At 58.1% G+C, this 25,594-nt stretch carries 21 protein-coding genes; 7 read left to right on the forward strand and 14 right to left on the reverse strand.

Annotation, left to right across the window (positions count from 1 at the left end):
• Positions 1-66: 66 nt before the first annotated feature.
• The 7 genes from KW403_RS04085 to KW403_RS04115 form a co-directional block, all read right to left on the reverse strand.
• Positions 67-1,143 (reverse strand): branched-chain amino acid ABC transporter permease, encoded by a 1,077-nt coding sequence (locus tag KW403_RS04085; RefSeq protein WP_223021478.1) that lies wholly within the window; start codon positions 1,141-1,143, stop codon positions 67-69.
• A gap of 3 nt (positions 1,144-1,146) precedes the next feature.
• A complete protein-coding gene (locus KW403_RS04090; protein WP_223021479.1) occupies positions 1,147-2,106 on the reverse strand; it encodes a branched-chain amino acid ABC transporter permease in 960 nt (319 codons plus the stop codon).
• A 19-nt stretch (positions 2,107-2,125) separates the two neighbouring features.
• A complete protein-coding gene (locus tag KW403_RS04095; RefSeq protein ID WP_223021480.1) occupies positions 2,126-2,950 on the reverse strand; it encodes an ABC transporter ATP-binding protein in 825 nt (274 codons plus the stop codon).
• Complete coding sequence (locus KW403_RS04100; protein WP_223021481.1) at positions 2,947-4,923, reverse strand: AMP-binding protein; 1,977 nt, start codon at positions 4,921-4,923, stop codon at positions 2,947-2,949. Before KW403_RS04100 ends, KW403_RS04095 begins: the two co-directional genes overlap by 4 nt.
• A 269-nt stretch (positions 4,924-5,192) precedes the next feature.
• Positions 5,193-5,867, reverse strand: coding sequence for a Crp/Fnr family transcriptional regulator (locus tag KW403_RS04105; RefSeq protein WP_223021482.1), 675 nt, complete (start codon positions 5,865-5,867; stop codon positions 5,193-5,195).
• A 60-nt stretch (positions 5,868-5,927) separates the two neighbouring features.
• Positions 5,928-6,707, reverse strand: coding sequence for an N-acyl amino acid synthase FeeM domain-containing protein (locus tag KW403_RS04110; RefSeq protein WP_223021483.1), 780 nt, complete (start codon positions 6,705-6,707; stop codon positions 5,928-5,930).
• A 169-nt stretch (positions 6,708-6,876) separates the two neighbouring features.
• Entirely contained in the window at positions 6,877-8,886 is a 2,010-nt protein-coding gene (locus KW403_RS04115; RefSeq protein ID WP_246637884.1) for a putative bifunctional diguanylate cyclase/phosphodiesterase, read from the reverse strand.
• A 78-nt stretch (positions 8,887-8,964) separates the two neighbouring features.
• On the opposite strand from KW403_RS04115, the gene KW403_RS19325 reads away from it, so the two are divergent.
• Positions 8,965-9,228 carry a hypothetical protein gene (locus KW403_RS19325; protein ID WP_246637885.1) on the forward strand — a complete coding sequence of 88 codons (264 nt, stop codon included), beginning with the start codon at positions 8,965-8,967 and terminating at the stop codon, positions 9,226-9,228.
• A gap of 46 nt (positions 9,229-9,274) precedes the next feature.
• Here KW403_RS19325 and KW403_RS04120 read toward each other — a convergent pair whose 3' ends face one another.
• Complete coding sequence (locus KW403_RS04120; RefSeq protein WP_223021485.1) at positions 9,275-12,754, reverse strand: indolepyruvate ferredoxin oxidoreductase family protein; 3,480 nt, start codon at positions 12,752-12,754, stop codon at positions 9,275-9,277.
• A gap of 461 nt (positions 12,755-13,215) precedes the next feature.
• Here KW403_RS04120 and KW403_RS04125 point away from each other — a divergent pair, with 461 nt between their 5' ends.
• Positions 13,216-13,788 (forward strand): TRAP transporter small permease subunit, encoded by a 573-nt coding sequence (locus KW403_RS04125; protein WP_223021486.1) that lies wholly within the window; start codon positions 13,216-13,218, stop codon positions 13,786-13,788.
• Positions 13,788-15,179, forward strand: coding sequence for a TRAP transporter large permease (locus KW403_RS04130; RefSeq protein ID WP_223021487.1), 1,392 nt, complete (start codon positions 13,788-13,790; stop codon positions 15,177-15,179). The genes KW403_RS04125 and KW403_RS04130 overlap by 1 nt, the downstream gene beginning before the upstream one ends.
• Before the next feature lie 67 nt (positions 15,180-15,246).
• Here the strand turns inward: KW403_RS04130 and KW403_RS04135 are convergent, their stop codons facing one another.
• Positions 15,247-16,341 (reverse strand): TRAP transporter substrate-binding protein, encoded by a 1,095-nt coding sequence (locus tag KW403_RS04135; protein WP_223021488.1) that lies wholly within the window; start codon positions 16,339-16,341, stop codon positions 15,247-15,249.
• Positions 16,342-16,689: 348 nt separating this feature from the next.
• On the opposite strand from KW403_RS04135, the gene KW403_RS04140 reads away from it, so the two are divergent.
• Entirely contained in the window at positions 16,690-17,298 is a 609-nt protein-coding gene (locus tag KW403_RS04140) for a TRAP transporter small permease subunit (RefSeq protein ID WP_223021489.1), read from the forward strand.
• Positions 17,291-19,138, forward strand: coding sequence for a TRAP transporter large permease (locus tag KW403_RS04145; protein WP_223021490.1), 1,848 nt, complete (start codon positions 17,291-17,293; stop codon positions 19,136-19,138). The genes KW403_RS04140 and KW403_RS04145 overlap by 8 nt, the downstream gene beginning before the upstream one ends.
• A gap of 69 nt (positions 19,139-19,207) precedes the next feature.
• On the opposite strand, the gene KW403_RS04150 is transcribed toward KW403_RS04145, so the two are convergent.
• Complete coding sequence (locus tag KW403_RS04150; protein WP_223021491.1) at positions 19,208-20,314, reverse strand: TRAP transporter substrate-binding protein; 1,107 nt, start codon at positions 20,312-20,314, stop codon at positions 19,208-19,210.
• Positions 20,315-20,583: 269 nt separating this feature from the next.
• On the opposite strand from KW403_RS04150, the gene KW403_RS04155 reads away from it, so the two are divergent.
• On the forward strand, positions 20,584-21,357 hold the full coding sequence (locus KW403_RS04155; RefSeq protein ID WP_223021492.1) for a gamma-glutamyl-gamma-aminobutyrate hydrolase family protein: 774 nt from the start codon (positions 20,584-20,586) through the stop codon (positions 21,355-21,357).
• Here KW403_RS04155 and KW403_RS04160 read toward each other — a convergent pair whose 3' ends face one another.
• The 4 genes from KW403_RS04160 to KW403_RS04175 all read right to left on the reverse strand — a co-directional run bounded on the left by KW403_RS04160 (position 21,358) and on the right by KW403_RS04175 (position 24,618).
• The gene (locus KW403_RS04160) at positions 21,358-21,765 is read right to left on the reverse strand and encodes a hypothetical protein (protein WP_223021493.1); all 408 of its coding nucleotides are present in this window, start codon (positions 21,763-21,765) and stop codon (positions 21,358-21,360) included.
• Positions 21,766-21,854: 89 nt separating this feature from the next.
• Positions 21,855-22,847, reverse strand: coding sequence for a 2-hydroxyacid dehydrogenase (locus KW403_RS04165; protein ID WP_223021494.1), 993 nt, complete (start codon positions 22,845-22,847; stop codon positions 21,855-21,857).
• A gap of 47 nt (positions 22,848-22,894) precedes the next feature.
• Positions 22,895-23,914, reverse strand: coding sequence for a LacI family DNA-binding transcriptional regulator (locus KW403_RS04170; RefSeq protein WP_223022437.1), 1,020 nt, complete (start codon positions 23,912-23,914; stop codon positions 22,895-22,897).
• A 227-nt stretch (positions 23,915-24,141) separates the two neighbouring features.
• Complete coding sequence (locus KW403_RS04175) at positions 24,142-24,618, reverse strand: MarR family winged helix-turn-helix transcriptional regulator (RefSeq protein WP_223021495.1); 477 nt, start codon at positions 24,616-24,618, stop codon at positions 24,142-24,144.
• A 172-nt stretch (positions 24,619-24,790) separates the two neighbouring features.
• Here KW403_RS04175 and KW403_RS04180 point away from each other — a divergent pair, with 172 nt between their 5' ends.
• Positions 24,791-25,555 carry a creatininase family protein gene (locus tag KW403_RS04180; protein WP_246637886.1) on the forward strand — a complete coding sequence of 255 codons (765 nt, stop codon included), beginning with the start codon at positions 24,791-24,793 and terminating at the stop codon, positions 25,553-25,555.
• Positions 25,556-25,594: the final 39 nt, after the last annotated feature.

A 25,594-nucleotide genomic window follows, 5' to 3' on the forward strand; every position in this document is an offset into this window, starting at 1 on the left:
TCCTCCACTTGTTCCGTTCTCCGAAAGGAAGGGGCGAACACTCCCCGTCTCACGCACCTTGCCCGCCTAATGCGGGAAAGGCCAAAGAATGAATTTCTCGCGGATCATCGCCCAGAATCGCGCGAGCCCGTGCGGCTCGATGATCAGGAAGGCGATGATGAGCGCACCAATGATCATGATGTTCAGATGCTCGACCATGGCGGAATCGAGCGGGATGCCGAATGCCTGCGGCACGCTGCCGATGATGACCGGCAGGGCCACAATGAGGATGGCTCCGAGGAAGTTTCCAAGGATCGAGCCCAACCCGCCAATGATGGCGATGAACAGCACCCGGAACGACAATGGGATGTCGAACAGGTTCGCCTCCGCCGCCCCGCGCCACAGAAAGACGAACAGCGCGCCGGCAATGCCCACCACATAGGACGAGACGAAAAAGGCCATGAGCTTGGAGCGCATCAGATTGATGCCGACAAGCTCGGCGGCGATGTCCATGTCGCGCACCGCCTTCCACATGCGGCCGATGCGCCCGCGCGTTATGTTGATGGCGAAGAAAGTGATCACGCAGACCACGCACAAAACAAAGTAGTATTGCGTGATGGCCGTGGCACGCGGGCCGGAAACGGTGATGCCGAACATGTCGATATTGGGCACCTGGATCGCGCCGGAGGCATTGTAATTGTAAAGCCATGCCCATTTCTGGAACAACCAGACAAGGAAAAACTGGGCTGCGAGTGTGGCGATGGCCAGGTAAAAGCCCTTGATGCGGAGCGACGGCAGACCGAACAGCACGCCGATCGCAGCGGAGAAAAAGCCCGACAGCGCAATGGCCACCACGATGTTCATCTCCGGGAAGATGGTGATGAGCTTGTAGCAGGCATAGGCGCCCACGCCCATGAAGGCCCCGGTGCCGAGTGACAATTGCCCGGCATATCCCGTCAGTATGTTGAGGCCAAGGGCGGCCAGCGAATAGATAAGCACCGGGATCAACAGCGCGCGGAAGGTGAATTCGCTTGCTGTGAGCGGGAAGATGATGAAGGCGAAGACAAGGACGACGCCGAGCAGGAACGCATCCTGCCGAATGGGAAAAAGCGCGTGATCGGCTTCATAGCTTGTCTTGAACTGGCCTGCTGTGCGGTAGAACATGAATTACACCCGCTCGATGATTTTTTCGCCAAAAAGCCCCTGTGGGCGGACAAGAAGCACAAGCAGCGCCAGCATGTAGGCGAACCAGGCTTCGGTGTTGCCGCCAAGCAGCGGCTGGCCCCAATAGATCTCGAAGAGCTTTTCCAGAATGCCGATGGCGAGCCCGCCGATGATCGCGCCCATGACGCTTTCCAGACCGCCCAGCATCAGCACCGGCAGCGCCTTGAAGGCGATCACTTCGAGCGCGAAGGACACACCGGCGCGTGCACCCCAGACAATGCCCGTGGCAAGCGCGATGACACCGGCAATGAACCAGACGATCACCCAGATGGTGGAAAGAGAAATGCCGACCGAAAGGGCAGCCTGATGGTCATCGCCAAGCGCGCGGATGGCGCGACCGATCTTGGATTTGTTGAGGAAGACCAGAAGAGCTGCCACCAGCACCATGGCGCCGATGACCGCCGTCAGGTCCTTTTCCTCGATAGAGACGAAGCCGCCAAACGGCTCGAACACGATGCTTCCGGTCGGAATGAAGAGCTGTTCGGTGATCATTACCTTGTTTTCGCCGCCGAAGATCAGTTCACCGAAGCCGATCAGAAACAGGGTGATGCCGATGGTCGCCATGAACAGGATGATGTCGGGCTGATTGACCAGAGGCCTGAGCACCACGCGCTCGATGGTCATGGCAAGCACCAGCATCACCGCCAGCGTGAGCGGCAAGGCAAGAAGCGCCGGAACGCCTTTTTCATAGAGGCCCACCAGCGTGAGGGCGGCGAACACGACCATGATGCCCTGCGCGAAGTTGAAGATGCGCGAGGATTTGTAGATCAGCACGAAGCCAAGCGCGATCAGCGCGTAGAGCACGCCGCCCACAAGCCCTTCCCAGAGCACCTGAAGCAGGAAATCGGGAGCGGCCGCCATATCGGCGAAGGGTTGCACCAGAACATCGTTCAAGAATTCCATGCGTTCCTCCGTCCTGCCTCTAGTGCGGGACGCCCAGATAGGCGTCGATCACGTCCTGATTGTTCTTCACCTCGTCGGGCGGGCCGTCGGCGATCTTCTTGCCGTAATCGAGCACCACCACGCGGTCGGACAGATCCATGACCACGCCCATATCGTGCTCGATCAGCGCGATGGTTGTGCCGCGCTGCTGGTTCACGTCGATGATGAAGCGGCTCATGTCTTCCTTTTCCTCAAGATTCATGCCCGCCATGGGTTCATCGAGGAGAAGAAGCGTCGGCTCCATGGCAAGCGCGCGGCCAAGCTCGACGCGCTTTTGCAGGCCATAGGGCAGTTTGCCCACCGGTGTGCGGCGAATGTGCTGGATCTCGAGGAAATCGATGATCTCCTCGACCTTCTCGCGGTGTTCGATCTCTTCGCGCAATGCCGGCCCGTGCCAGAGCATCTGCCAGCCAATGTTGCGCTTCATCCGGACAGAGCGGCCGGCCATGATGTTGTCGAGCGTCGACATGCCCTTGAAGAGCGCGACGTTCTGGAAGGTGCGGGCGATGCCCTGCCCCACCGCCTGATGCGGCTTCATGGAGCGACGCTCGCGCCCACGAAAGATGATGGTGCCCTGCTGCGGCGTGTAGAAGCCGTTGATGACGTTGAGCATAGACGTCTTGCCGGCACCGTTCGGGCCGATGATGGCGCGGATTTCGCCTTTCAGAACATTGAGCGAAATGTCGGTGATCGCCTTCACGCCGCCAAAGGCGAGCGAAACATTTTTCACATCGAGAAGCACGCCGCCCCGGGCGATGCCGTCATCGGCAGCAGCAAGCTGACCGGGATCCGGGCGCGGGTTCATTCGGCAGCCTCCCTTGCAATCTCTGCCGGAACGGCGTGGATCTCGGCATCGACGATCTTCACCGTCGCGCGGATGATGCCCTTGCGGCCATCCTCATAGGTGACCTGGGTTTCAACAAATTTCTCCGTCGAACCATCGTAAAGCGCCTCGATCAGCTCGCCATAGCGCTCGGCGATGAACTTGCGGCGCACCTTCTGGGTGCGGGTCAATTCGCCGTCATCGGCGTCGAGCTCCTTGTGCAGAACAAGGAAGCGCCTGATCTGGGAGGCCGCCATGAGCGGTTCGCGAGCGAGCCTGCGATTGGCCTCATTCACATGGGCGGCGATGGTCTCATAGACGCGCGGATGCCCGGCCAGCTCCTGATAGGACGCATAGGCGATGTTGTTGCGCTCGGCCCAGTTGCCGACCGCCTGCAGATCGATGTTGATGAAGGCCGCGCAGAATTCCCGCCCATGGCCGAACGCCACCGCCTCCTGAATGTCGGGGAAGAATTTCAGCGTGTTCTCGATGTATTTCGGCGCGAACAGAGCGCCATCGGAAAGCTTGCCGACATCCTTGGCGCGATCGATGATCTTGAGCTGCCCGTCGCTGTCGAAGAAGCCGGCATCCCCTGTGTGCACCCAGCCATCCTCGGTCTTGGTTTCGCGGGTTGCCTCATCGTTCTTGTAGTAGCCGACGAAAACGCCCGGCGAACGGTACATGACCTCGCCGCTCTCAGCGATGCGGATCTCGACCTCGGGCGACGGCAGACCGACCGTGTCGGGACGGATCTTCCCGTCCTCCTGTGCGGTGATGTAGACGGTGGCTTCCGTCTGGCCGTAGAGCTGTTTGAGATTCAGACCAAGCGAGCGGTAGAAGGAGAAAAGCTCCGGTCCGATAGCCTCACCCGCCGTGTAGCCGACCCGCATCTTCGAAAAACCCATGCGGTTTTTCAGCGGGCCGTAGACCATGAACTCCCCGAGCCCGTATTTCAGCCGATCGAGAAGCCCCACCTGTTCGCCATTCAAAATGCGCTCACCCACCTTGGCCGCATGGGCGAGGAAATGGTCGAACATGGCCTTCTTTATTTTTCCGGCATCCTCCATCCGCACCATGATCGCGGTCAGCATCGCCTCAAAGACGCGCGGCGGCGCGAAAAAATATGTCGGCGCGATCTCGCGGCGGTCCTCGTTCACCGTTTCGGGGCTTTCGGGACACGCGACGCAAAAACCCGCCGTGTAGGACTGGGCATAGGAAAAGAGGTGATCGCCCACCCAGGCCAAGGGCAGATAGGCGATGATCGTTTCGTCCTCGGTCAGATCGTCGAAGGCGTTGCCATTGATGGCGGAGCGGACAAAATTGTCGTTCGACAGCATCACGCCCTTGGGCCGGCCGGTGGTGCCTGAGGTGTAGAGCATCACCGATAGATCAGCGCCGCGCCCCTTCTCGATTTCAGTCAGCCAGTTGGCATTGGCCTCCGGTTCCTCGGCGAGACGACGAAAGCCCTCTTCACGCAAATGATCATAGGCATGGAGATGGGTGTGATCGTAATCCCTGAGGCCGCGCTCCTCGTCATAGACGATCTCGGTCAGAAGCGGCGCCTCGTCGGAAATGGACAGAACCTTGTCTACCTGTTCCTGATCCTCGACGACAGCGAAGGTGACCTCGGCATGGTTGAGCACATAGGCCATCTCTTCGGCGACGGAATCGGCATAGACCGGCACCGGTACTGCGCCCAGGGACTGGGCGGCTGCGAAGGTCCAGTAAAGCCTCGGCCGGTTGGAACCGATGACGGCGATCTTGTCGCCCCGTTTCAGGCCGATCGACTGGAGACCAAGTGCAAAAGCGCGCACCTCCTCCAGCTGCTTTGCCCAGCTCCAACTCTGCCAGATGCCGTAATCCTTGAAGCGCATCGCCGGCCGGTCACCAAACCGCTCGGCATTCCAGAGCAGATATTTGGCAAACGTATCCCTAGACGCGTCATGATGCGCCAAGTCGCTTCCTCCCGATGTCAGCGGTTGACCGCTGTTTTCCCGGCTCCTCCCAGAACCGGTTCTTGATTGGTTTGAGGGTTCCACGAAACCCGCAACCGATCAACACGCCCCTTGACAGACAGACGATCAGTTTGCCTTTATACTAACGGCATTGTGTGCGCGGATGCGAGTGTTTCGAGGGCGCAGGGCGCCTGCTCCGACCAAAGTCTAAAGCGACGGTCAGTCCAAAGTTCAAACAACAATAATGAAGAATGATGAGGTCTGCGGGATCAGGACTCGTAGTGACTCAGCGCACCGGCATCGACCACGGTGATGCGGCCGTGCTCTGCCTTGAGCAGACCTTCCTCCTCCAGCGCACGCAAGGCGCGATTGACCACCTGACGCGACACGCCGGCCAGAAGGCCGAGCTCTTCCTGGCTGATTTCAATGGTCGTTCCCGCGCGCGGGTAGAGCGTCCGATTGAAGAACCAGGAAAGATTGCGCGCGACACGGGCGGTGGGACCCAGAATGCGGTCATATTCGATGGTGGCAATGAACTGCCCCATGCGTTCGTTAAGCTGGCGAACCAGAAAGCGGTTGAAACCGGTGCTGTTTTCGAAGAGCCAAAGAAAACTTGAGCGTGACAGCATGGCAAGCCTCGTGTCGCGGATCGCCACGACATCATATTGCCGTGGTTCGTTCTTGAGCACCGATCCTTCCCCAAACCAGCCGCCATCCGTCACGCCGGCGAAGGTCATCGCCTTACCGGCAGCCGAGATGGCACTGATCTTGATGAGCCCTTCGGTAACGCCCGTCCAGTGATCGAGGCGGTCTCCCCGATGGCAGATGTAGCTGCCCTTGGAAAAGGTTCGTTCCGTCAGCCCGCGCCGGGCGCGGTCCAGTTCCTCATCCGTAAGTTCGGCAGCCCAGATCGTTTCTGCAGCCGTGTCCCGTTTTGTGCTCATACCACTTCGATAACCCGGCTTCCCGCGAGCGGCAAGCAGTCGCGCGGAGCGCGGCATGTGTCAGGCCGCGTGCTTGGAGTATTTCGCTGTGGGGAGAACGGTGAGAGGGGGCGTGTGATGGGCACTGCCACGTTCGAAAAGGAGCCTCTGTTCCGACCGAGCCGAAAGAAAAAAGGGAAACCGCTCCACGATGGGACCAAATTCTTTCGCGCAAACCCCTCCAAACAACATCAGTGGAATGCTGATGGGCGGATAGATACGCTCCGGACTCATCTGGCGGGCCCCGAAAATCCGGCGATAGAATGCGGTGTGCTCCTGGCGGATAAGACAGGCGCAATAGGTCGAGCGGAAATGCTCATAGGCGGCAATCACCAAACGCAAGGACACATAGGGCAATGCGCGGTATTCGCGCGCAAGCTCCGGATCAGCAGCAAGCATGCTGGGGTTGATGCAGGTGTCACCCTGCTCGATCAGCGGTGACATGATATCCCCGAACCCCTTGGTTACAGGCCCAAGCGGATTTTCCCGGTCGATCTGATGCAGCCGCACCGTGCTGACGAGGCGCTTGTCGATGTAAACGGCAAAATTGTAGCAATTGGGAAGATCGTCCAGATCGTCCTGAACGATCTGTCCCTTCGTCTCCGGCACGAAACCATGCGCGCGATAGGAACGGTACCGCAGATGAAAGATCTCTTCACGGTCTTCGCCTGTTTCGCACCGGCGATACTCGGTGCGCTCGAGTAGCGCCATCACGCCATCGATGAAGCTGGAAGACTTCCTTGACGGTTCGCCAACGAAGCGTTCAGCTCCCGGTTTCAGTCCGACCAGGCCGGTACTCATGACCATTGCCGCATGCCCCACGTCGACTTCTACCACTTCTCGTACAGTTAAGCGTAGCCGCATGACCAGCGATGTAAAGCTGAAACTCGTAATCAATCTGTTCAGGTTTTATTAACCTTAACAAAAGGTTTATGCACATGTGAGTTGCATGAGAGAATGGTTTGAAAAGTCAGTTGGATAGACGTTTCTGGCGCTCGAGCTGAGCCGGTGAGTAAAGATGTTTCATTTCAGCCATGGTTTCAATGCCCGATGCCGACAAGGCCGGACCAAACAGAAACCCCTGCAAGAGATCAGGCTTGACCGAGCTTTCGAGCAGCTTCAATTGATCGAAGCGCTCGACGCCTTCCACTGTCACGGCAAGGCCCAGTTTGCGCGAGAGTTCAACCACGCCTTGCAGAAGGTGAAGCGAGCGCTCACCTTCCTTCAGATTTGCGACAAAGCTACCGTCGATCTTGATTTTGTCGAGCGGCAGGGTGTGCAAATAGCTGAGCGAGGAATATCCGGTCCCAAAGTCGTCCAGCGCGATGCGAACGCCAAGCTTTTTCAAGCTATTGATGTAGCGAACCGTCGCTTCCGTATCGTTCAGAAGTGCGGTCTCCGTCACCTCGATCTCGAGACGATCCGGGTTCAATCCCGCGCTGTTGAGAGCACGCTCGACTTTGCCGACAACCGCGTCTGAGCGGAAGTCCTTCGCTGACAAATTGACGGACACACCCACATGCTCCGGCCATTTCACGCATTCCTCACAGGCTGCCTCAAGCACAATCGTACTGATCTCGGATATAAGCCCCATTTCCTCGGCGAGCGGTATAAAAACCGCCGGCGAGACAAGTCCCAGATCCGGGTGGTCCCAGCGACACAGCGCTTCACAACTCGTAATCCGCATTGTGGCAGCATCGACGATTGGCTGATAAACGACACGCAGGCTACGCGCTTCAATGGCATTGCGCAGATCGGCCTTCATCACCTGCCGGTTTCGGAAGGCGATATCCATCTCGGTTTCGAAAAGGCTCCAGGCATTCTTGCCCAATTCCTTGGCCCGGAAGAGCGCCAGATCCGCCTTGACGATCATGGAGTCCACATCACTTGCACGAACAGGCGCGACCACGGCTCCACCGCTGGCCTGAATGCGCATCGCATGTCCCGCTACATCGACCTCACCGGCGAGCGATGCGAAAATTTCCTCGAACTGTCGGGAAAACTCCTCTTCATCAGCCACCTGATTGAAATAGACCATGAACTCGTCGCCGCCGAACCGGCTGATGCGGACATTGGGTTTCGCAAACGCGGAAAGGCGCTCCGCCACGGCATAGATAAGACCATCCCCGACCGGGTGGCCAAGCGTATCGTTCACTGATTTGAAATCATCCAGATCAAGAACCGCAAGACCACAGAGGCGATCCTGATCGCCTGCTGCCATCGCTTCCGTTACCTTCTCATGGAAATACGCGCGATTGGGCAGGCTGGTAAGACTGTCATAGCGCGCCATGAAACGGATTTTCTCTTCTGCTTCGACACGACTTGTCACCTCCTCAAAGGTGAGAACACCCACCTCATCATGACCTTCGCGTGCAGCGAACTCAAAATGCCGCCCATTGGTCATGCGCAGCATCACCTTGCGGTTGCGCCCTTCACGCAGCGCCCGCGAAAGCTGCTCCTCGGCATAAGCATAATCTCTCTCCGAAAGCAGCCCGCTCGCCACACCGCGCATGAGCAGTGATTTCAGCGTCCGTCCCAGCATCTGTTCTGAGGACTTGAACCCAAGCATCTCTGCCGCTTGAGTGTTGCTCACCACCACCCGCTCCTCGTTGTTCAACATGAGCAGGCCATGATGCATCGTGTTGAGCGCGCGATCGAAGCGCTGCGCCAGCCGGGTCGAGCGTTTTTCCTCACTGATAGCAGTGAAGAGAACCGTGCGCACCAGATCTGCCATCTTGGTCACGACCAGCATGAATGGCGCGATGAAAAGCCCAAGCGCGAAATGATATAAATCGCCTTTCAGCATCAGTCCGAGCGCCATTGGAAACACAATTGTCAGCGTCAGGATCGACACCATCTTGTGCGAACCGTAGTTGCGTCCGGCAATCGTGATCGTTCCGCTGAGGATGGCCGAGACGGCTGCGAGCTCGCTGAAATTGTCTTCCGACAATGCAGTGGCGAAGAATCCAAACGCGCCCACGACAAATCCATGGAGGCTACCCCACCATAAATATCGCGCCTCCCAGGCAAGCGCTGACGGATAGTCGGAGATCAATGAATGATCGACGCGGGTAATCTTGAAATAGCGCCAAACACCCGCAATGAACATCGCCGGACCAAAAACAAGGAAAGCAGAATGGCCGGTCTTGTAGTAAAGAAGAATAGCTATCAGACCATAGCAAGCCGCACCAATGGGGAGCACGCCGACGTCCTGAAACAACGAGCGGATGTACCCAACGTAGACGTCTTCCGGTATGCTATTCCTGCTGTTTTTCACCGCATGAGCCCGATTGACCGGGAAGGTATGCCACAACAGCATTAAGAAAGGTTTAGTAAAGCTTATCAACCTGCTGCTTAAAGCAAGCCGGCTATTCTGCTGCTTTCAGCAACGGATCTTCCTTTTCACCATCTTCCAGACGTTGGATCAGTCTTGCTCGTTCCTGCGCCGCTTTCGCCGCGTTGGCTTCCTTGATGTGACCATATCCGCGAATGAGAGCGGGGACCGATGCCAGCGCCGCGGCGGCATTCGCTCTCTCCACAGAAAGCACCGTCTCGATACGATCAAGGTCACCTTCATATTCGGACAACAGGCGCCGCTCCATCCGACGCTCCTGTGTGCGGCCAAAAAGATCGAAAGCAGTGCCGCGCAGGCCCCGCAAACGCGCCAGGAGATGAAAGGCCGTCATCATCCACGGCCCAAAATTGGACTTCTTGGGGTGGCCGGCGGCGTCGCGCCGCCCGAGCATGGGCGGGGCGAGATGGAATTCGAGACGGTCATAGCTTTCAAATTCCGCAGCGAGCTGCCGCTTGAAGGCACCATCGGTGTAGAGGCGGGCCACCTCGTACTCATCCTTGATGGCCATGAGCTTGAACAGGTTCCGCGCCGCGGCCTCCGTCACGGCGGTGGAACCCGGCACAGCCTTTTCTTCCGCGGCGCGCAAACGGGCGATACGGCTGCGATAGCGCTCCGCATAAGCCTTGTTCTGATAACCGGTCAGAAAGGCTGCACGCCGATCGATGATCTCATCGAGTGTCTGCGAAACAGGACGCCGGATATCGCCATTGGAAGATTTAGCGACCAGTTGGCTCACAAACTCTGGATCATGTGCCGCGCGACGTCCCCACCGGAAGGCGGAAACATTCATGCGTACCGCCTGACCATTGAGCTCGATCGCTTTCTCGATGGCTTGGGCAGAGATTGGCAGACCTCCAAGTTGGTAGGCCATGCCGAGCATGAGCATATTGGCCCCGACCGAATTGCCGAAGAGAACGCTGGCCGTGCGCGTGGCATCAAAGAAATGCGCCTTATCTTCGCCGACCGCGGCGCGGATCGCCTTTTTCAGGCGCTCGGTCGGAAGCGAAAAATCTGCCGAGCGAGCAAAATCTCCCGGCATAACTTCTGCCGTATTGGCCATGAAAAGCGTGTGCCCCTGACGGGCCGCTGCGAGAACCTTCTTCGCGCCGGAAACCACCAGATCACAACCAAGAACGAGATCCGCCTCCCCGGCGGAGACGCGAATGGCGTGAATGTCTTCCGGTGTTTTGGCGACCCGGAGGTGGGTGAAAACCGCACCGCCCTTCTGCGCGAGCCCCGCCATGTCGATGATGCCAGCGCCCTTGCCTTCCAGATGCGCTGCCATGCCGACGATCGCTCCAATGGTCACGACACCCGTTCCACCGATCCCGTCCACCACTGCAGACCAGCCGCGCGCGAGATCATATTGGGTTGGTTCGGGCACACCTTCCAGCGGGTCACTGGCGCCGGTTGCGCCTTTTGCCTTCTTGAGTTTGGCGCCGTGCACCGTCACGAAAGACGGGCAAAAACCGTTCACACAGGAGAAATCCTTGTTGCAGCTCGATTGATCGATCCGGCGTTTGCGGCCGAACTCGGTTTCCTGCGGCTGCACCGAAACGCAGTTCGACTTGACCCCGCAATCACCACAGCCTTCGCACACGAGTTCGTTGATGAAGACGCGCTTGTCCGGATCAGGGAACGTGCCACGCTTGCGCCGACGCCGCTTCTCGGCGGCACAGGTCTGATCGTAAAGCAGGACGGAAACGCCCTTCACTTCGCGCAGATCGCGCTGCACCTGATCGAGATCGTCGCGGTGGTTGATCGTGGTGCCCTGAGGAAAGCTCACGGCCCCAGCGTATTTCTCAGGCTCATCGCTGACCACGGCGATGCGTTGCACCCCCTCCGCGCGCACCTGATCGGCGATCATGTCGACGGTGAGCCCACCCTCATGCGGTTGGCCACCCGTCATGGCAACGGCATCATTGTAGAGGATCTTGTAAGTAATGTTGGCGCCCGAAGCGATTGCAAACCGGATCGCCATGGAACCGGAATGATTGTAGGTGCCGTCACCGAGATTTTGGAAGAAATGCTCACGTTTCGAGAAGGGCGCCTGACCGATGAACTGGGCGCCCTCACCGCCCATCGCGGTGAAGCCTATGTTGGAACGATCCATCCAGGTGGCCATGAAATGGCAGCCAATACCGCCACCGGCAATCGAGCCCTCGGGAACATTGGTTGAGGTATTGTGCGGACAGCCGGAGCAAAAATAGGGTGTGCGACCCGAGACATCCTGGGTATCCGCAAGCATCGCCTGAAACTGGCGCAGCCGCGACACATGAGCGGATATCTCCTCCGACGGTCCGATCACGCGCAGAATGCGCTCGCCGATGGCGATGGCGATCTCATTGGGATCAAGCGCGGCCGTGGGCGCAAAAAGGCGCCCGCCTTTCTCGTCCACCTTGCCGATGATCTCTGGCTGATTGGCTGTCCCGTAGAGATTCTCGCGCAATTGCACTTCGATCAGCGAGCGCTTTTCCTCGACCACGATCACCATCTCGAGGCCGCGCGCGAATTCGCGCATGTGCTCGACATCGAAAGGCCATGGGCAGGCGACCTTGAAGAGGCGGATGCCAAGTTGTTTGGCACGGGCCTCATCGATCCCGAGATCATCCAGTGCCTGGCGCGTGTCGAGATAGCTCTTGCCGAGTGTGACAATGCCGATCTTTGCTTTCGCACCGCCTGAATAGATGATGCGGTTGAGGTTGTTTGCCTGGATGAAGGCGGCGGCGGCGGCGCGCTTGAAGTCGTAGAGTCGCGCCTCCTGCCCAAGCATGTTGATCTCGTTGCGAATGTTCAGACCGCCGGGCGGCATCTCGAATTCGGGCGTGACGATGTTCAGCCGCTCGAGCGACACGTCGACCGCAGCGGTCGATTCAATGTTGTCCTTGACGCATTTGATGGCCGTCCAGGTGCCGGCAAAACGCGACAGCGCATAGCCGTAAAGACCGTAGTCTATCAGTTCCTGGACACCGGCAGGGTTCAGGATCGGGATCATGGCATCGACGAAAGCGAACTCGCTGGCATTGGCGACCGTTGAGGACTCGGCAGTATGGTCATCGCCCATAAGCGCCAGCACACCACCGTGTTTCGATGAGCCTGCGTGGTTGGCATGCCGAAACACATCGCCGGAACGGTCTACGCCCGGGCCCTTGCCATACCAGACGCTGAAGACACCGTCATATTTGCCTTCGCCAAGAAGCTCGGTCTGCTGAGACCCCCAACAGGCGGTGGCCGCCAGTTCCTCATTCAGACCGGGCTGGAAGATCACATTCGACGCCTCAAGCTGCTTTTTCGCCTTCCAGAGCTGTTGATCGAGACCGCCAATGGGCGACCCGCGATAACCGGAAACGAACCCAGCAGTAGTCAGTCCAGCACGTCGGTCACGCTCACGCTGCATCAGAAGCATCCGCACGATCGCTTGCGCGCCGGATACGAAGATGCGCTCCTTCGTTAAATCGAACTTGTCATCGAGCGTGACGTCGTGAAGCGTCATATAACAATTCCTCCTCTGCGGATCACGGTCGGGAACGTTTCCGCAAGGGTAGTTTTCTATCCGCCCGGCATCCCGTCAAACGAATTTGCGGGCTCCGCAACAATGAGCAACGCCAGAACAGGACATGGCATTTTCAAGGACATTTTATTAGCCGAGCCGCATGAACGGCGCACGAATCTGACCGGAGCATACGTGCATGGTCCCCGAACGCACCCATCCGCACAGCCTATACACTTCATTATTTAGGGTCGGGACTTCGGATCGACAGGCAAATTGGCTACTTTTCCCACCAGGTTACTTTTTCAGCGCAAGCAAAGCTGCTAATCAATCGCTGCCTGGTTGTCAGGTTGCAGGGTAGGACAGGAAACAACTTCCGCCCGCATAGGGGAAACGCAAGAGGGCCATATGGCATACCATCAAGCGCTGCACGCCGTGCGCGCCAACGGCGGAGGCAACTGACCGTGCGCGCAATAGCTTTTCTGGTCCGCGCAATCAGCGGTCTTAACGCCCTTGTCGGCAATGTCTTTTCCTGGCTGTCGCTGGCCATCGTTTTGGTTTGCTTCACCGTTGTGGTTCAACGTTACGTCTTTTCAACCAGTTTTGTATGGATGCAGGATCTCTACATCTGGCTGAACGGGGCGATGTTTACAGCCGTCGCCGGTTTCGCTCTTCTCAGAAACGACCACGTGCGGGTGGATATTTTCTACAGGCCAGCCAGCACCCGACGCAAAGCGATCGTGGATCTGATCGGTGTGATCCTCTTTCTTTTCCCATTCTCCTGGATCGTTTTCTACTACGGTTGGAGCTTCGTCAGCCGTGCCTGGCGATTGGGAGAAGCATCCGCCAATGTGGGCGGCATGCCAGGGCTGTTCATTCTAAAGGCCTTCATACTCGGCTTTGCCGTTCTGCTTGCTCTGCAGGGCCTAGCAATGGCGCTGCGCTCGATTTTGGTCCTGAGTGACAGGGAAGACCTGTTACCGGAAGGCCTGCGCTACGAAATCAGTGACGACGAACAGCCGGAGGCGAACGTTTGATGGATCCGGTTCTGATTGGCGAGCTCCTTTCGGGGCTCATGTTCTTCGGCATTATCGGCTTTCTTCTACTGGGCTTTCCCGTCGCCTTCACGCTGGCCGGCGTGTCGCTCATGTTCGGTCTTGTCGGCATGTGGTTCGGCGTGTTCGATCCCTCGAATTTCGGCAGCCTGGCAAACCGCTATATCGGCTACATGACCAATGAGGTGCTTGTTGCTGTCCCGCTCTTTATTTTCATGGGCGTGATGCTTGAGCGCTCCAAGATCGCCGAGCAGTTGCTTCTGACCATGGGCAAGCTCTTCGGCAATCTGCGGGGCGGGCTTGGCATATCTGTCATCATCGTGGGCGCGCTTCTGGCCGCATCCACCGGCGTGGTGGGCGCCACCGTTGTGACCATGGGCCTGATCTCGCTGCCGGCAATGCTGCGCGCGAATTATGATCCCCGGCTTGCGACCGGCGTCATCTGCGCGTCGGGCACGCTCGGCCAGATCATCCCGCCCTCCACTGTTCTCATCTTCATGGGCGACATGCTTTCGGGCATCAATGCGCAGGTGCAAATGGCCAAGGGCAACTTCGCCCCGGTTCCTGTATCGGTGGGCGACCTCTTCGCGGGCGCTCTTCTCCCCGGTGTGCTGCTAGTCGGCCTTTATCTCGGATGGACGCTCCTGAAAGCGATTTTCGATCCGGCCTCCTGTCCAGCCACCCCGGTTCCCGCGGAAGAGAAGAAGGAACTGCTGGGAGAGGTCGCAGTCGCGCTCTTGCCCCCGCTGCTGCTCATCATGGCCGTACTCGGATCCATCCTCGGTGGCATTGCAACACCGACAGAAGCCGCCTCCGTGGGCGCTGTCGGCGCGATGGTGCTTGCCGCGCTGCGCTGGCGACTCTCCTTTGCCGTGCTGCGGGAAACGGCAATCGCCACGGCCTCCATCACCTGTATGGTGTTCATCATCCTGTTCGGCGCTTCGGTGTTTTCCATCGTTTTCCGCCTGATGGGTGGCGATAATCTGGTGCATGAGTTCCTCGCCAACCTGCCCGGCGGCACGCTGGCGGCGGTCGCCGTGGTGATGTTCATCATGTTCCTGCTGGGTTTCATTCTCGACACGTTCGAGATCATCTTCATTGTTATCCCGATCACCGCACCGATCCTGCTTGCGCTCGATGTCGATCCGGTCTGGCTTGGCGTTCTTGTCGGCGTGAACCTGCAGACAAGCTTTCTCACGCCACCTTTCGGCTTCGCACTGTTCTATCTCCGCGGAGTGGCGCCCGATTCAGTGAAGACGTCCATGATCTACAAGGGGGTCTTCCCCTTCGTGCTGCTGCAGCTCCTGGCCATAGCGATCATGTTCATGTTCCCCGAGATCGCCACCTGGTTGCCCAGAGCAATCTACAGCTAGGCTCTCGAACAGCAGACAACAAAAAAGCCCGGCAAAAGCCGGGCTTTTTCGTCGACCTTGATCCGGATCAGATCGAGAAGTACTTCTTGCGAGCCTCGACGAAAGCACCGTCGGTGCCTTCCGTACGGGTGCGCAGAATGTTCAGCGACTCGATGAAGCTCTCGGTCGTCTTCTTCGTCAGAGCGTCATCGGAGTCGCGCAGCTCACCGAGAATCTCGGTTGCAGCCTTTGCGCCTGCCTCGATGATGTCGTCGGGGAACTGGCGAACGTTGACGCCATGCTCATCGACGAGCGTCTTCAGGGCACGCGGGTCATTGGCGTAGAAATCCGAGGCCACCTGATCATACTCCGCCTGGCAGACATCCTTGACGATCGCCTGCAGGTCAGAGGGCAGTTCCTGGTATTTCGCCTTGTTGACCACAAGCTCGGTCGCCAGACCCGGTTCCACAAAGCTCGGGAAGTAATAGTTCTTGGCCACCTGATAGAAGCCAAGTGCCAGATCATTGTATGGACCGACAAACTCAGCCGCATCGAGCGTGCCCGACTGAAGCGCCTGGAAGATTTCGCCGGCAGCCATGTTCGTAACCGTCGCGCCAAGCTTTTCCCATACGCGGCCGCCGAGGCCAGGTGTGCGGAAACGCAGACCTTTTACGGAATCCAGACCCGTCAGTTCCTCGCGGAACCAGCCACCAGCCTGTGTCCCCGTATCGCCGGACAGGAAGCCCTGAACGCCGAACTGGTCATAAATCTCGTCCCAGATTTCCTGACCGCCCATATAGCGGACCCAAGCCGCCATCTCACGCGAGGTCATGCCGAAAGGCACACCCGTAAAGAAGGAAAGGGCCGGGCTCTTGTTCTGCCAGTAATAAGCTGCGCCGTGGCTCATCTCAGCCGAACCGTCGATGACGGCATCGAGCGACTGCAGCGGCGGAACAAGCTCACCTGCAGAGTAGACCTGCACGGTCAACCGACCGTCGGAAGCTGCCGTGATGCGATCTGCAAGGCGTTGAGCGCCAACGCCCAGGCCCGGAAAATTTTTCGGCCAAGTGGTGACCATGCGCCAGGTCTGGTTGCCCTGCGCAATCGCCGGCGTGGCGAATGTGGCAGCACCCGCCCCTGCGGCGGCCAGTCCTGCTTTCCCTAGGAAAGAACGACGATCCATGAATACCTCCCAATAGAACATCAAGCGAAAAAAAGGGCCGCGGAACGGCCTCTTCGACTGTACTACAGCGCCGGCAACAACCTCCCCAGCGCAGCGGAAACTTATCAATACACGCACAAACACAACTGTCCAGACCGCTGACTGCAAGGAGCCCGGAATTGCAACCTCTGTTCGATTTGGCTGTGTTTATGCGGCTGCAACAGCTTTAGCACTGCCCTGTATCGCCTTGTCTGAGCCTTCAATGTCGACTTTTGGCTCACTTGAAGGCAGGCTGAAGATGCAAGACAAAGCATAAGACCCGAGAATCACAAAAACGATCCGGGGGGAACACATTGCTGGGAGGAAAGCATGGCGGGGCTTCTTGGCCTTTCGCGCCTCATTGATGCTGTCAACCAATTCATCGGCAAGCAGGTCTCTTGGCTGATCCTTGTTGCGGTACTGGTATCAGCCTACAACGCCATCATTCGGTTTCTCGGTAACGGCCTGCCTGCCTATCTGCCGATACCGAGGGCATCCAACAGCCTGCTTGAGCTGCAATGGTACCTCTATGGCACCGTGTTCATGCTCGCATCCGCCTACACTCTGCAGCGCAATGAGCACATTCGCATCGATATCATTTCGAGCCTGTTCTCGAAGCGGACGCGGGATTGGATCGACCTCTTCTGCCACGTATTCTTTTTGCTCCCCTTCGTCTCCCTGATCGTCTGGTTGAGCTGGCCCTGGTTCAGACGCTCTTTCCTTTCTGGCGAGATTTCCGCCAATGCGAGTGGTCTGATCATCTGGCCGGCCAAGTTCATGGTACTCGCCGGCTTCGTTCTTTTGACGGCGCAGGCCATATCCGAAATCGTCAAGCGATATGCGGTCCTGCGCGGACTGATCGACGAACCTACCCCTCAACACGAGATCCATCCGGCAGCCGAAGCAGCCATTGAGATGGAGGAGAAGCGCGATGATTGACCTGATCGCGCACAATCTCGCGCCCATCATGTTCGTCACCGTGATGGCGATGCTGCTCGTTGGATACCCGGTGGCGTTCACTCTCGCCGCCGGCGGCCTTCTTTTTTTCGTTTTTGGCGTGGAGCTCTCCCATGTCTCCAGCGAGATCCGTCTTTTCTGGCCGCTGCTCCAGTCACATCCCGAGCGCATCTACGGGATCATGTACAACGACACGCTGCTCGCCATTCCATTTTTTACCTTCATGGGGCTGATCCTAGAACGCTCCCGGATGGCAGAAGACCTGCTTGACACGATCGGCCAGCTCTTCGGCCCGGTGCGTGGCGGGCTCGCCTATGCGGCCGTGCTGGTCGGCGCTCTGCTTGCCGCCACGACGGGTGTCGTTGCGGCATCGGTTATCGCCATGGGCCTCATCTCACTGCCGATCATGATGCGCTACAACTACAATCGCGGCTTTGCGACCGGCACCATCGCCGCATCCGGAACGCTGGCGCAGATCGTGCCTCCCTCGCTCGTCCTGATCGTCATGGCCGATCAGCTTGGACGATCCGTCGGAGACATGTATGTGGGCGCCCTTTTGCCGGCACTCGCCATTATTGGGGCATACTGCCTGCTGGTCTTCGCAGTGACGATCATCAAACCCAGCTGGGCGCCGGCTCTGCCCCCTGAAACCCGCACACTCGGCGGCGGCGTAACATCACTGGTCTTGCTCATTGCGGCATCAGTCGCGATCTATTTCGCTACCTATCACACGCTGTTTGCCGACATGCGTAGCGAGGTGAGGCTGGTCTGGGCTGCAACGACGGCCACGCTTTTCGCGCTCGCGTTTAGCCTTGCCAACCGCCATTTGAAGCTCAACATCCTATCCCGTCTCGCTGAGCAGGTTGTGATCGTCCTGATACCGCCGCTGGCGCTGATCTTCCTCGTGCTGGGAACGATCTTTCTTGGCATTGCAACGCCCACTGAAGGCGGTGCAATGGGCGCGACCGGCGCACTCGTTCTCGCGCTGGTCAAGCGCAGACTATCCTTCTCTGTCCTCAAACAGGCGCTCGACGCCACCACGAAGCTTGCTGCCTTCGTGATGTTCATCCTGATCGGCGCGCGAGTGTTCGGCCTTACCTTCTACGGCATCAACGGCAATGTGTGGATCGAGGAACTGCTTCTGGCACTGCCTGGCGGGGAAACCGGCTTCCTTCTCACCGTGACCGTCATCGTGTTCATTTTGGGCTGCTTTCTCGACTTCTTCGAGATCGCTTTCATCATGGTCCCGCTTCTGGTGCCGGCTGCCGAGACGCTGGGCATCGACCTGATCTGGTTCGGGGTCATTCTCGGCATCAATCTACAGACATCGTTCCTGACGCCACCCTTCGGCTTCTCGCTTTTCTATCTGAGATCCATCGCACCGATGAAAGAATGGAAAGACGAAGTTTCCGGGCGCATTCTGCCCGCCATCAAGACAACGGAAATCTACAAGGGCGCCATACCGTTCATCATCATCCAGTTTCTGATGATCATTCTGGTGATTACGTTTCCCGGCCTTGTGACGCACTACAAGCAGGAGAGCACCGTTGATCCGAACGAGGTCGAGATCAATATCCCGTCCTTCGGCGATAACGGTTCCGGAGGGCCCGGTTTTGGCCTGCCGGGCGGTTTGGGGGGATCCCCCTTCGGCTCCCCGCCGTCTACGCAAAATGACGGGGACGGCCAACAAGACAACGGCTTGCAGCTACCGGGGCTCGGCGGGCTCCCACCAATTGGCGCATCACCAAAGGACGCTGACGAGGAAAGCCCGCCTGAACAGCCGACAATGCCGGACCTCAGTCAGCCCCCAAGTTTCAACTGATGCATTGAGCCAATAGAAAACCCCGGGGGAGACATCCCTCCGGGGTTTTCTTCAAGCGTCAGAAGCAGATCAGAGTTTGCCTGCTCGCTGCTGGATCATCATGAATGTGTCGAATGTATATTCGGACAACTGGGCCCAGAGATACGCATCCTTCTTGAAGGCCTGCTGATTGTCGTAGATCTTCTTGAAGGTGGGGTTTGAGGCGTTGATTTCCTCATAGGTCTCCATGGCGGCGTTATAGCACGCTTCAAGGATCTCCTGACTGAAGGGACGCAGTTGTGCCCCATCCGCCACCAGCTGCCGCAGAGCCGACGGGTTCTTGTAGTCGTAACTCGCCATCATGTCGGCATTGGCCGCACGGCACGCGGCGTCGAGCACCGATTGATAGGCGGCAGGCAGTTCGTCCCACTTTGCCTTGTTGAACATGGCATTGAGGACCGGCCCGCCTTCCCACCAACCCGGGTAGTAATAATACTGGGCGACCTTGTTGAAACCCAGCTTCTGATCGTCATAGGGCCCAACCCACTCGGTCGCGTCGATGGTGCCTTTCTCGAGCGCAGGATAGATATCGCCACCGGCGATCTGTTGGGGCACCACGCCGAGCTTCTCGATGATTTTGCCGCCCATGCCTCCGATGCGCATCTTGAGGCCTTTGAGATCCTCAACGGTGTTGATCTCCTTGCGGAACCAGCCTCCCATCTGGGAGCCTGTATTGCCGCAGGGAAGCGTGTGAAGCCCTTCCGTGTGGTAGAACTCGTTCATCAGATCATTGCCGCCACCATAATAGAACCACGCGTTCTGCTGGCGGTAGTTGAGCCCGAACGGAATTGCCGTGCCCAACGCATAGGTCGGATCCTTGCCCCAGTAGTAGTAGGATGCTGTGTGCGCCATCTCGACGGTGCCGGCGGCTGCCGCATCAGCGGCCTGTAGCCCCGGCACGATCTCGCCGGCAGCAAAGACCTGGATCTCGAAATTGCCGTCCGTTGCCCCTTTCACGAATTCGGCCATCGTTTCGGCAGCGCCATAGATGGTGTCGAGCGCCTTGGGGAACGAAGACGTGCAGCGCCATGTGATTTTTGGCATCGACTGGGCGATAGCAGGTGCAGAAAGTGCCGACGCAGCGGCAACGCCTGTCCCTGCCATGCCTGCCTTCTTGAAGAAGGTTCTGCGGTCCATATGTATTCCTCCCATTCTGGAACCGTCTGCCGCAGTGCCCATGGCACCCGGCTGCATTCCGGCCTCGCCGCCCGCTGCTGTTTGCTTTTGTCAGGCACCGAAAACCACTGGTATCAATGCATGCATGGCGCCCCAAGTCCAGCAAATGGACCCTGTCTGCGACCAATGTCGAAGGCCCAACGAAATCCTCGGACTGCCCATTGGAAAGGCGCTAGAAATCTCTACATTCGCTTCCTTAGGAGCGACCGCCAACCAACGGGTTTTTTCGAATGCGCACGCCACTGATCGCCGTCTCGACCGATGCAAAAGATTTCGAGAAATATACGTGGCACGCCACGCCTCAGCCCTATCTTGATGCAGCCATCTCCACAGCCGGTGTCTTGCCGGTTTTGCTTCCCTCGCTCGGTGAAAAGCTGGATCTGGACAGTTTGCTGGAGAGTGTCGATGGCGTTTTGCTGACGGGATCGAAGTCAAACGTCTATCCCGCGCTTTATGGCGGCGAACCGAGCGAAGAGAACGGCCCTTACGACCACGCACGCGATGCCACCACGCTTCCTCTGATCCGCAAGGCTGTTGAACGCGGCGTGCCGCTTCTGGCCATCTGCCGCGGCATCCAGGAATTGAACGTCGCACTGGGAGGCACATTGGCGACGGAAATCCAAGAACGCGAAGGCGCGTTCGACCATCGTGGTCCTCAAGAGGCGGAACAGGACACACGTTTCGCCATTCGGCAGACGGTGAAGGTGGCGCCGAATGGCTGCCTCGCTCGCATTTTCGATACGTCAGAAGTTCGCGTGAACTCGGTCCACAGGCAGGGCGTGGATACGCCCGCTGCAAGCCTTGAGATCGAAGCCGTGGCCGATGATGGAACGGTGGAGGCCGTTTCGGTCAAGAATGCGGCCGGGTTTGCCGTCGGCGTCCAGTGGCATCCCGAATATTGGGCTCACAAGGACAGTGCCTCGGCCCGCATTTTCGAGTCCTTCGGAGATGCGGTTCGCCGGCACGCGGCCAAGCGCAGCAAGACGAACATCGCGGCGGAGTAGTCAATGCCCGGGGTACATGCTCAGCAGAGGTGTCTGCGGGCGCAGCGATTCATAGGCTGCGCCGTCGCCGGGATAGAACTCCACCAACGCCTCTCCGGTCGCTGAGACGAATGCGACCGTGCCGTCTTCCCGCTCCTCCCATATGCGCGCTTCCGCAAGGCGTGGCAGCAGCCGGGCACAGTTTCCGTCAAGATCAAGCTGCGTGTTCTCCAGTCCCGGCGCGTGGCGGACACGGCAGACCCCGCTAAGCCCCACTCCCATCAGGGTGAATTCGGAGACAGCCTCTTCCTGGAACGCGGTCTTCTGCTCGCCCAGCGCTTCAGCCATTTCAGACACCTGCGGTTCCGAGAAATAACCGAGAGCTCCCACCAGGGCGAGCGCCAATGCGCCCGACGCAACAAGTTTCATAAATCAGGAACTCCATCGTCAACGGAATGTCTTTCCGGAGCTTCCGATTTTCTGATTAATGGTTCGCTAACGCATACAACTTTAAGGCGTTATTTCATCGACGAGGAGGCGCTCCTGCGCTCCACGTTTACGGTTTCAGGCACCGGCGTGATGGCTCGGTTCTGCGTGAACCAGGAAATGAGATTGTCGACAACGAGATCCGCCATCGCCTGGCGGGTCACGACCGAAGCCGAGCCCACATGCGGAAGCAGCGATACGTTCTCCAACGCAATCAACGCCTCTGGTACTTGCGGTTCGTTCTCGAAGACATCCAGCCCCGCGGCGAAGATGGTGCCTTTTTCCAATGCGGTGATCAGAGCAGCCTCGTCGACCGTGCTGCCGCGACCGATATTGATAAACACGCCATTTTCGCCAAGCGCCTTCAACACGTCAGCGTTGACCGCGTGGTGGGTCTCCGCGCCGCCTGGCGCAACGCAGATCAGTGTATCGACTGCTGCAGCCAACCCGACTAACGTGTCGTGATATGCATAGGGCACATCCGTAAGTGGCCGGCGGTTGTGGTAGGCAATCGGCAAGCCGAAGGCGACGAGACGGTGGGCGATGGCACGACCGATACGCCCCATTCCAAAAATGCCGACGGTTCGACCACGCAATGAACCGCGTGACGACGGGTAGCCCCCCTCCCGCGTCCAGCGCCCCGCACGCAGCCACGTCTCAGCCCGGGGAAACTCGCGAACGGTATTGAGCAAAAGCCCCACTGCGGTATCGGCGACTTCCTCGGTAAGAATGTCAGGCGTATTGGTGACCATGACATCGCGCCGGCTGGCATGCCCGGCATCGACTGTATCGTAACCAACCCCGAAATTGGCGATGATCTCCAGATTGGGCAGCGCATCAATGAAGGCGGCATCGACCACTGTCATGGCAGCCATGCCGCGCACCTTTTCCGCCATCTCCTCGGTCACAAGTTCCGGAGCGGCCTTCTCGATCGTCAGGAGGTCGAAGTTCGCACCAATGCGCTCCATTGCATGCGCGTGCAGTTTCCCTGGCACCAGAATCGCGGTCTTATTTGTTTCTGCCAATTCCAATCTCCTGATCGCGTAAGCCGGCGAATGTCCTACGGATGAATTCAGCGCTCGACTGGTTTGCCGGTTGACTGACGCACATGAAGTTCCGGCTTGATAAGCTCCTGCGCCGGGTTCACTTCGGCCCCGTTGAGCCGGTCGAGCAGAACGCGCGCAGCCCGCCGCCCCACGTCGCGTTGTCCATTCCAAACCGTCGTTAATGCCGGTGTGGCAATCGCTGCCTCTTCGAGGTCGTCATAGCCTGTAACGGAAATGTCTACGCCCGGCACCAGACCGGCACGGGCGATGCCGTTCATCAGGCCAATCGCGACGAGATCGTTCCAGCATACCGCAGCCGTGGGCTTGTCCTTGAGCGCCAAAAACGCTCCGGCAATCTCGAAGCCGGCCTGTTTGGTGCGTGGTCCCGGAAAACGCCATTGCGGCTTTATCTCGAGCCCCGCCTTGCCCATCGCATCCACGTAACCCTGATACCGATCACGACCGGTTGATGTCTGATCTGTACCGCCGATCATTGCTATGCGTGTGTGGCCAAGCGAAATCAGGTGGTTGGTTGCAAGACCGGTTCCATATGCATCATCACCGCGAAACACCGGCACACGCGCGCCCTCGACAGATCGCGCAATAAGCACTGTCGGCAAACCATTTTCTTCCACAAGGCGAATATCCTGTGGCGGCGTGCCGATAGCCGGCGACATAATCACGCCGTCGGCGCCCAGTTGAAGGAGCGTGTCGATGAAGGTGCGCTGCTTTTCAAGCTGATCGTAATGGTTCGACAAAAGAAACGTTTGCCGGGAGCGATCCAGTTCAGTTTCGATGGAACGCAGAATTTCGGCAAAGAACGGATTCATGATGTCATGCACCACGACACCGATAATGCCCGAGCGTGACGTTCTCAAACTGGCTGCGCGCCGGTTATAGATATAACCGATCTCGCGCGCATGCTCCTTGATCCGCTGGCGCGTTGTGTCCGCCACCAGCGGGCTGTCACGCAATGCCAGTGAAACGGTGGCCGTGGAGACGCCAAGCGCCTCTGCGATGGTGGAAAGCTTGATCTTCTGCGCCAGCCTGAAGTCCCCCACATGCGGATGGCCGTCGATGTCAGACATGGCACGATCCGCAATCGTTCCGTCTGCTCACCAGGAGACGGGTCCGCGAATACACCCTGCCTAAACTGTTTAAAGACCTGATTACGCCACGGATGACTGAAAGGTCAATCAGGATGCGTGTCCGTAATGTCCCCTTCCGGCAAAATCCGATCAGTTTTGTGGGCTAAGGACCGGAAGATCAGGGGCTAAGCATCGACGTCGACAGTTTCATCGTCGTCGGCTCCCTCGAAACTGGTACCGTTGAGGTTGGCTTCGATTTTCAGAAGAAGATCTGTCAGGATTTGACGATCTTTCTTTTCGAATCCTTTGAGCGCGATTTTTTCTGTCTTGCGCACAGACTTCTCGATGGCGCGAATCGCCTGCTCGCCATCTTGAGTTAAGAAGACATAGGCTCGGCGGCCGTCTTCCTTCGATAATCGCTTTTCGAGAAAGCCCTGATTCGCCAGACGATTGATGGTTTTGGTAATCGTTGGCGGTCGGACCCCCAGAAGATTGGCGAGTTGACTGGGCGTCTGCCCATTCTCCACCGACAACGCCAGCATTAGCTTATCTTGCCCCGCATATAGCCCATACTCTAAAAGCCGTTCGGCCAGAGCGGTACGTGAAAGCCGAGCAGCCGACTGTAATAAGCCAATGGTCGCGCCCTTTGCAGCTTTGGCCATACAAACTCCCCTTTAGACATCCTCAACGATGAGATAGAACGCCCCGTACACAAAATAGCCCTAAAGCCCTCCATTGCAACCATAGATTGCTCTTGTTTAGACAAATAATTATCCACTACTTTCGGATAAGAGTTTTGCCAGATAAATGTCTTGATACATCGCGGGGTACACTGTGAACACACAACATAACACCCACGCAATCGCAGAGAAAATCGCGATCCTGCCGATCGGAGCGACCGAGCAGCACGGCCCTCATCTGTCCCCGGATACAGACTGGGTCATTGCGCAAGGAATTGTAGAAGTAGTCAAAAAAGAAGTTCCGAAGAATCTGGACGTCGTCGTTCTCCCCGTTGAGAAGATCGGATACTCGATCGAGCACTCCGATTCTCCCACCACCCTAAGCATGACCTTCGAAGAAGCGGCGAATCGGTGGATCGATATTGGAGCCCAGCAATTCCGAGCCGGTGTGCGAAAACTGGTCATACTGAACGCACATGGGGGGAACTCGCCCTTGCTCACCATTGTCACGACGGAGCTGCGCGTGCGATTCGGCATGCTGGCTGCGGCCACAAGCTGGACCCGTTTCGGATATCCGCCGGGTCTGGTTTCCGAGGATGAGCGAGCACTCGGCATTCACGGGGGCTTTATTGAGACTTCGGTGATGCTTGCCTTGCGCCCAGACCTTGTGGACATGCAGAAAGCGGCGGACTTCCAGTCCGCTCAGGAGGGGTTCAGAAGCAGCTTCAAGCATCTGCGGGCCTATGGTCCGCACGCCTTTGGATGGATGATGCGGGACCTCGCGCAAGAAGGCGTTACTGGAAATGCGTCTGCGGCGAATGCAGAGGCAGGCCGCCATATCATCGCCCACAGCGTTGCCGGCTTCCTCGAGCTGCTGGAAGACGTACACCGGTTCGATCTTGGCCATTTTGAACAGTGACCGTGCAATCGAAGACCCTCGGTCTTATATAGTCGAAAA

This window comes from Nitratireductor kimnyeongensis, assembly GCF_019891395.1.
GTDB classification, from domain to species: domain Bacteria; phylum Pseudomonadota; class Alphaproteobacteria; order Rhizobiales; family Rhizobiaceae; genus Nitratireductor; species Nitratireductor kimnyeongensis.

Coding starts and splice junctions, on each gene's coding strand:
- KW403_RS04095 (WP_223021480.1), bottom strand. CDS start 2,950: ATGAACCCGCGCCCGGATCCCGGTCAGCTTGCTGCTGCCGATGACGGC.
- KW403_RS04175 (WP_223021495.1), bottom strand. CDS start 24,618: ATGGCCAAAGCTGCAAAGGGCGCGACCATTGGCTTATTACAGTCGGCT.
- KW403_RS04140 (WP_223021489.1), top strand. CDS start 16,690: ATGGCGGGGCTTCTTGGCCTTTCGCGCCTCATTGATGCTGTCAACCAA.
- KW403_RS04085 (WP_223021478.1), bottom strand. CDS start 1,143: ATGTTCTACCGCACAGCAGGCCAGTTCAAGACAAGCTATGAAGCCGAT.
- KW403_RS04160 (WP_223021493.1), bottom strand. CDS start 21,765: ATGAAACTTGTTGCGTCGGGCGCATTGGCGCTCGCCCTGGTGGGAGCT.
- KW403_RS04130 (WP_223021487.1), top strand. CDS start 13,788: ATGGATCCGGTTCTGATTGGCGAGCTCCTTTCGGGGCTCATGTTCTTC.
- KW403_RS04120 (WP_223021485.1), bottom strand. CDS start 12,754: ATGACGCTTCACGACGTCACGCTCGATGACAAGTTCGATTTAACGAAG.
- KW403_RS04135 (WP_223021488.1), bottom strand. CDS start 16,341: ATGGATCGTCGTTCTTTCCTAGGGAAAGCAGGACTGGCCGCCGCAGGG.
- KW403_RS04145 (WP_223021490.1), top strand. CDS start 17,291: ATGATTGACCTGATCGCGCACAATCTCGCGCCCATCATGTTCGTCACC.
- KW403_RS19325 (WP_246637885.1), top strand. CDS start 8,965: ATGATCGACGCGGGTAATCTTGAAATAGCGCCAAACACCCGCAATGAA.
- KW403_RS04090 (WP_223021479.1), bottom strand. CDS start 2,106: ATGGAATTCTTGAACGATGTTCTGGTGCAACCCTTCGCCGATATGGCG.
- KW403_RS04110 (WP_223021483.1), bottom strand. CDS start 6,707: ATGAGTACCGGCCTGGTCGGACTGAAACCGGGAGCTGAACGCTTCGTT.
- KW403_RS04105 (WP_223021482.1), bottom strand. CDS start 5,867: ATGAGCACAAAACGGGACACGGCTGCAGAAACGATCTGGGCTGCCGAA.
- KW403_RS04155 (WP_223021492.1), top strand. CDS start 20,584: ATGCGCACGCCACTGATCGCCGTCTCGACCGATGCAAAAGATTTCGAG.
- KW403_RS04150 (WP_223021491.1), bottom strand. CDS start 20,314: ATGGACCGCAGAACCTTCTTCAAGAAGGCAGGCATGGCAGGGACAGGC.